At 48.8% G+C, this 6,571-nt stretch carries 5 protein-coding genes; 3 read left to right on the forward strand and 2 right to left on the reverse strand.

Annotation, left to right across the window (positions count from 1 at the left end; genetic code table 11):
- From AB7U36_RS15850 to AB7U36_RS15860, 3 genes are all read left to right on the forward strand, one after another.
- The coding region (locus tag AB7U36_RS15850; RefSeq protein ID WP_428160676.1) for an ABC transporter permease at positions 1–446 on the forward strand (446 nt) is incomplete at its 5' end.
- Positions 443–1,585 (forward strand): glycosyltransferase family 4 protein, encoded by a 1,143-nt coding sequence (locus AB7U36_RS15855; RefSeq protein WP_428160677.1) that lies wholly within the window; start codon positions 443–445, stop codon positions 1,583–1,585. The genes AB7U36_RS15850 and AB7U36_RS15855, both read left to right, overlap by 4 nt.
- Complete coding sequence (locus AB7U36_RS15860; protein ID WP_428160678.1) at positions 1,582–2,784, forward strand: ABC transporter ATP-binding protein; 1,203 nt, start codon at positions 1,582–1,584, stop codon at positions 2,782–2,784. Before AB7U36_RS15855 ends, AB7U36_RS15860 begins: the two co-directional genes overlap by 4 nt.
- On the opposite strand, the gene AB7U36_RS15865 is transcribed toward AB7U36_RS15860, so the two are convergent.
- Positions 2,771–6,184: a glycosyltransferase family 4 protein gene (locus tag AB7U36_RS15865; protein WP_428160679.1), complete on the reverse strand. Its 3,414-nt coding sequence runs from the start codon at positions 6,182–6,184 to the stop codon at positions 2,771–2,773. The genes AB7U36_RS15860 and AB7U36_RS15865 overlap by 14 nt on opposite strands.
- A partial coding sequence (locus tag AB7U36_RS15870) for a methyltransferase domain-containing protein (protein ID WP_428160680.1) occupies positions 6,181–6,571 on the reverse strand: 391 nt, incomplete at its 5' end. The genes AB7U36_RS15865 and AB7U36_RS15870, both read right to left, overlap by 4 nt.

The following is a 6,571-nucleotide window of genomic DNA, read 5'->3' on the forward strand; positions in this document are numbered from 1 at the left end:
TGTCTGAAACCATTACCTATGTCATATCCATGCTGGTTTTTTTTCTGATCCTTTTGTGTACCGGTTATGAATTTCACATGTCGTTATGGCTGCTCCCGGTTTTGTATTACCTCCAACAGATGTTGGCGCTGGGGCTTGGGTTGATTGCAGGGGTTTTAAATGTTTTTATCCGTGATGTGCGTCAAATTACAGGGGTGATTTTACAGCTGTGGTTCTGGTTTACGCCCATTGTTTATATTGTTGATATTCTTCCTGAGCCGGTAAGAAAAATTATCATGTACAATCCGGCGTTCAGGTTGATAGATGCCTACCACAAAATATTTGCATTTCATTCATACCCTTCATTTAAAGGCCTTTGGGTACTCGCTGTGGTTACCCACCTGATTTTGTTTTTTTCCTTTTTGATGCTCCGGTATCTGGAAAAAGATATAAGGGATTTTCTATGAAAATTTTGGTTAACGCAATACCCATGACCGGACTTTTAACCGGCATTGCAAGGTACCTGCGCAACTTATACCACACCATCCATGGCATGGGCCGGGCCGATATCCGTTATTTTAACGGAAGCTGCGTTGTGGACGCCATGCCGCCCATGGCAGACGCCGGACGGTGGCAGAAAACCGTGGGAGCTGTCAGGTACCTGCCTGACCATGTAATTTTCGGGGTGAGGGCTGCCCGGTGGATGAAGTATGAGTATTGCCTGAACAGGGTGTGTCGGAACCAGACACCCGGGTTTTCGGTTTACCATGAAACAGCCTTTTCACCGGCAAAGCTGACAAGGGTCCCTACGGTATTTTCCATCTATGATCTCTCTTTGCGCCGGTATAAGGAGACCCATCCAAAGGAGCGGGTGCTTTTTTTTGAATATTTTATAAAAACAAGACTGCGGTATGCCATGCACATCCTGACTATTTCAGAATTTATTCGGCAGGAGATCATCAGCGAGTTCAAGGTGGATCCGTCCATGGTCACGGCTGTACCGCTGGCTGCGGACCCGGTGTTTACCCCTGCGGATAAGAACGTTGTGGCAACGGTGAGGCAAAAGTACAACCTGCCCCCATCGTATCTGCTGTTTGTAAGCTCCCTTGAACCCAGAAAAAATATTGATCTTCTCGTGGATGCCCTGGCGGAAACAAAAACCGATATCCCCATTGTCCTTGTGGGCTGGAAAGGATGGGGTGAAAAATCCTGGTTTGAGAAAATCAGAAATAAAAACCTTAAAAACAGGGTTTATCTGACAGGTCATATCCCGGACCATGATTTAAGGGCCGTTTACACAGGCGCCCAGGCCTTGATTTATCCAAGTTTATACGAAGGGTTCGGCCTTCCCATTGTGGAGGCAATGGCCTGCGGCTGTCCGGTTATCTGTTCCAACGTCTCCAGCATGCCCGAAGTGGCGGGAGATGCGGCCGTTTTAATTGATCCGCGGCAAAGCAGTGAACTGGCCCAGGCCATTGAAACTGTTGTCCATGACACAGGGGCAAGAACCCTTTTGGCGGAAAAAGGAAGGCAGCGCGCCCTGGGCTTTACATGGGAATCCACTGCCAATCAAACCCTTGATGTATACAGGAACGCGGCAAGATGATTTCAGTTCAAAATATATCAAAGACGTTTAAACTGTACCGCAAGCCATCGGAACGGCTTAAGGAGATTATATTCAGGAAGTGCCGCCACAAAAAATTTGATGCGGTTAAAAACCTGAGCTTTACGGTTCCCGGGGGGGAGACCCTTGGGCTTATCGGAGAAAACGGGGCTGGTAAATCAACGGTTTTAAAACTTCTCACAGGCATTCTGATACCGGACACAGGGACAGTTCATATATCGGGCAAAATAACGGGGCTGCTGGAACTTGGTACCGGATTCAACCATGAATTTTCAGGCATTGATAATATTATTCATAATGCAACATATCTTGGGCTTTCCAGGCCGGAAATTAACCGGAAGCTGGATGAGATCATCTCATTTACGGAGCTGGGGGATTTTATCCATGAGCCCCTTAAAACATATTCTTCGGGCATGATCATGCGTCTGGCCTTTTCCGTGGCCATTCATGCCGAACCCCAGGCGTTTGTCGTGGATGAGGCCCTGTCCGTAGGAGATGCCTATTTTCAGCAAAAATGTATGCAGAAGATACGGGAGTTCAAGGCGGGCGGGGGATCCATTGTGTTTGTTTCTCACGATATGAATGCCGTAAAGGTTTTATGTGATAAAGCGATATTATTGGATCGCGGCACAGCAATTGAATATGGAGAACCCGAAACCATCATCAATGCCTATAATTGCCATATTGCACGGCGTTCTGTATCAAATGATGATGTCAGGGCAGGGCGTTCACTCAACGGGTACGGCAGCCGGCAGGTTTTGATCGAATCCGTGACACTGAAAGATGAGCATCAAAACGAGACAAAGATCCTCATCAGCGGTAAACCGGCGGACATTGTAATAACCCTTAAAGGGCAGGCATCCATGGAAGATTTAACCCTGGGGATTGTCATACGGGATCGATTCGGACAAGACGTTTACGGCACAAACTCACATTATCTGAAAAAAAAGATTGATGTTCAGCAGGGGCGGACAATGGATATTGTCTATTCATTTGATCAGTTTAACCTGGGACCTGGCAAATACTCCATTACCGCCGCAATCCACACCGGTGCAAGCCATGTTGACCAGTGTGTGCATTGGGTTGATGGCTGTGCTGTCTTTGAAACCGTATTGGGGGATGAGCCTTTTTTTGCAGGCCTTATCCGGTTGACGCCCAAGTTGCATGTCAATGGAGGCTAACAGCACATCCTTTAATGATGTTCCCCAATTGTCTTCCCAGTACCTGCCAATCGTGGGACAACAGCCACTGTTTTTGTTTTGACATCAGGCGACTGGATATTTCACGATTATTGATCATTGTTTCAATACCTTGGGCCATGTGTTCAGGTGTTGTCCCCGGCAGGGTATAGACAACGTCCGACACATCTTCAAAGATATCCAGGGGGGTGACTGCGATGGGGCGGCCGGTGGCCAGCCCCGCCCTGACCGACGCACTGGAAGACTCCTGGGTGGTCTGGCAGGGATAAACAATGACATTCGCCCGGGACAACCTGTTAAAAATCTCTTTTCCCTCCAGATACCCGTTATCCATGGTGATCTCATTGCCGTATGGACTCTCTTTGATCTGCTGCAGGCGCAGCCTTTGTTCCTCTTTTGAAGCTGGGGCGGCCGGATAGAGCGCGTTTAAAAGAAGCAGCTTGAGGTCCGGGTCCTTTTTTTTCAGGATTTCAAAGGCGCAAATCAGTTCCCGGATGCCTTTGTGGGGGAGCAGAAAGCCGTAGGCCGCAATCAGTTTTTCATCCACCTCTGCCCCAGGTCGATGCGTGGGAGGATGATCGGGTGCAGGAAACGATGCGCCCCCTGTACGGGTCAATGTATGGGAACTGACATCCACGCCATGGGGAAAGAGCATCACGTTTTCAACACAACCCATGGATTTCAGGTGATTCAAGTCGTGAACGGAATGAACGACCAGCCTGTGGGTATTAATCAGTGATGATTTTATCTGGGATAGGGATTTGGGGAGGTGGGGGGGCAGGACATCTGCCGTAGAGTGTAAAAAAAGGTAACAGCGTTTTTGATATCCTTTCATGGTATCTAAAAAGCCGGATAATGCGTTTAGATTGAAAAAACTGAAATTAAATTGAATCACGATATCCGTGATCCCAGCAGCAACAATTCTATGAACCAGTTGCTGCAGGTTGTCTTTTTCGTCCGCTTCCCAGCAGCGGATGACCTCAGGTCCATCCTGTTCAGTCAGATTAAGGGCGTTGTTTGCAAGTACCGTCACTTTTCCGACAGAAAGACAACGGAGTAAGTATTTTGAGTAGGATGCGATGCCGCAGCGTGTATTCCATGTCGTTACCCAGCCGATGCGCGGTTCTGTGGCTGGACAATTCTGATGGTCCAGGGCCTTAATTGCCTGGGTCAATCGTTTTGAAACCTGTCGCCAGGCGTAGTTTTTGAGGATATTTTCTTTGGCGGCTCGGGTTTTACGGGTTATTTTTTCAGCAGGCAGCCGGGATATATGTTCCATTTGCCTGGTCAGATCCCCAAGGTCCGGTTCCACCCAAACGGAATCGGGCAGTGCCATGTGGGTTTTGGCACGGCTGAATTTATAATCCGTCAGCCACGCTGTTTCATGGCTGCAAAAATCTGTTTGCCCGCCAAAACCCGTGGTGAGGACCGGCAGGCCGAACACCATGGCTTCGGCCATGGGCAGCCCAAAGCCTTCTCCACGGCTGGGCGCCACGAGAAGATCGCTGTGCCGGTACAGGGAAACAAGTTGACCCGGGGAGAGTTCATCTTCCACTAGAAGTATTTTCTTTTTGCTGTTCATTGTACCGTTATAAAAGAACAACTGAGACGGTTGTTCTTTTACCCACCCCGCTTTGTCCAACTGGCTGAGGATTCTATTGTGGGGATTGGGAAAGGTCTTGATAATAAGGGTAACTTCCGGACGGGCCCCGAAATCAGCTGCAGTAAAGGCTTTCAGCAGCAGGTCCGCGCCCTTCCGGGGGAAGCACGAAGAAATATGCAGCAGGGTATATCCGGGCGGAAACCCGAAAGGAAGCGGTTCCGGCGCGACCTCTTTTAAATGATCAGCCCCATTTCCCATGGTGACCGTGGGTACGGTGATGCCGTTATTTTTCAAGGTCCGGGCAACATAACCGGATACAGCCCCCACAAGGTGGAGCTGAATGTTGAATGAATCAATCCACTGCCCGGGAAAAACCGATTCCTCCCATGCATAGGGTGCAAGAATTTTCAAAGCGCCGTTCATCCCGCTGACCCTCGGGGGGAAAAGATTCCGGATGGCCAGATCCGCTTTTTCTTGCCTGACGCCACGGTTCCACATTTTTTTAATCCGGGGGAAATAGTTAAGAAACTTTTCATCCGGAGAAAAGTCCCCGCCTCCTTCGGTGGAATGAAGCTCAAGGATGAAACCTTGATCCTGAAGCGCCAGCGCAAGCTCACGGTTCACAAGCGCCAGGCTGTAATTGGAGTCAAACGGTCCTTCAAAGCTTATTTTCAGGGTGCTTTTTTTATCTGCGGCGGGGTGATGAAGATCAATGGTATTGCGGGTGCCGGACAGCAGTGAATTTATAAATGCGTTGAGACCGGTTTTTAAATTTTCAAAGTCAAACCGGGAAAGGTTTGCCTGCTGTCCTTGTGCCAATCTGTGGCGCCATAACGGCTGGGTCATCAGGCGCTGCAATACCGCTGCAACATCGGCACTGTTTTTGTGGGATAAAATAAGACCTGAACCTGCAAGGGTGTGTCTGATATTGCTGCTGTCGTAGGCAACGACGGGCAGCCCTATGCTTGAGGCTTCTATGAGCGGGATGCCGAACCCTTCATGATCACTTAAGCTGACAAAAAGATCGGCTGCATGATAGTATCCCCAAAGGTCTTGATCACTGACTTTCCCGGGTAAATGGACCTGTTCCTGCAAGCCGTAGCCTGCAACCAGCTTTTTAATATATTTCAGATAAGGGGGGCTGGTGTTTCCTCCCACACAGAACAGGTGAACATTTTTGTTACCCAGCCGGGCCAGTGCGTGGACCAGATCGTGCTGGCATTTATTTTCACAGATCCTGCCCACAAACAGCAGGTTAAAAGTGGTTTCATGCCGGTGAGTGATCTGCCGGGACTCAGTGGTTTTTTTTATGTTTTCAAAATCAATTAACAAAGGGATGACATGTACGTTTTCATACCCCAAGCCCTTTAACTCCTGGGCATTATATTCCGAATCGGCGATGATGCCGTCAAACAGACCCTGCCAGCCGGCTAACTGTTCCCTGCCTTGTTTCGTTGCATTGCTGTGGGCTGTTCCGGTTTCAAAATAATGGGCCGGGGTGATGTTATGGTAAACCATTGCCAGACGGTCGGCCAGACTAATAAACCACCCGGGGTCGGGCTGGGCCGCCGCATGGTGGAGTAGCAGGATATTGTTGCTGTTTTCTTGATAGGTGCGCCTTGGTCGGACAAGATTCTTTAATTCCGGATCTATATTATCAGCGTATATTTCAGATTCATACCCCAGGGAGGTCAGCATTCTTTTAATGAAAAAAAGGCTGTTGCTGACACCGTCTGCTTTGGTGATGGCCGGTGTATATTGATGAATGGCAATGGTCATTTTTTTGCCGGCTGCTTTGTCCCTGTTATCATATAGTCTGTGGCGCCGTAAACCATTGAATTAAAACGTTTTGCCACTTCACTGTCCTCCGGAACGCGCATGGTATCCTCAAAGGGGTGGAGAGGATGCACCGCTATTTCCTTGAATCCGTTGAATTCAAGGAGATGCCGGCTCAATTCCTTGGGGACCGGGGTTTTATGGGTGGGGTCCCTGTAAAACATATGGGTGGCCACATGGATATTCTCGGGGTTGGGGGTTTCTAAAATAACAGATCCGCCATGGGTGAGTACCCGGTAAATTTCATGTATCAGCATATTGAGTTTTTCAAATGGCAGGTGCTCAATGACATGAAAGGCTGTGATCACATCAAGGCTTTGATCAGGCTGC

Source organism: Desulfobacter sp. (assembly GCF_050177295.1).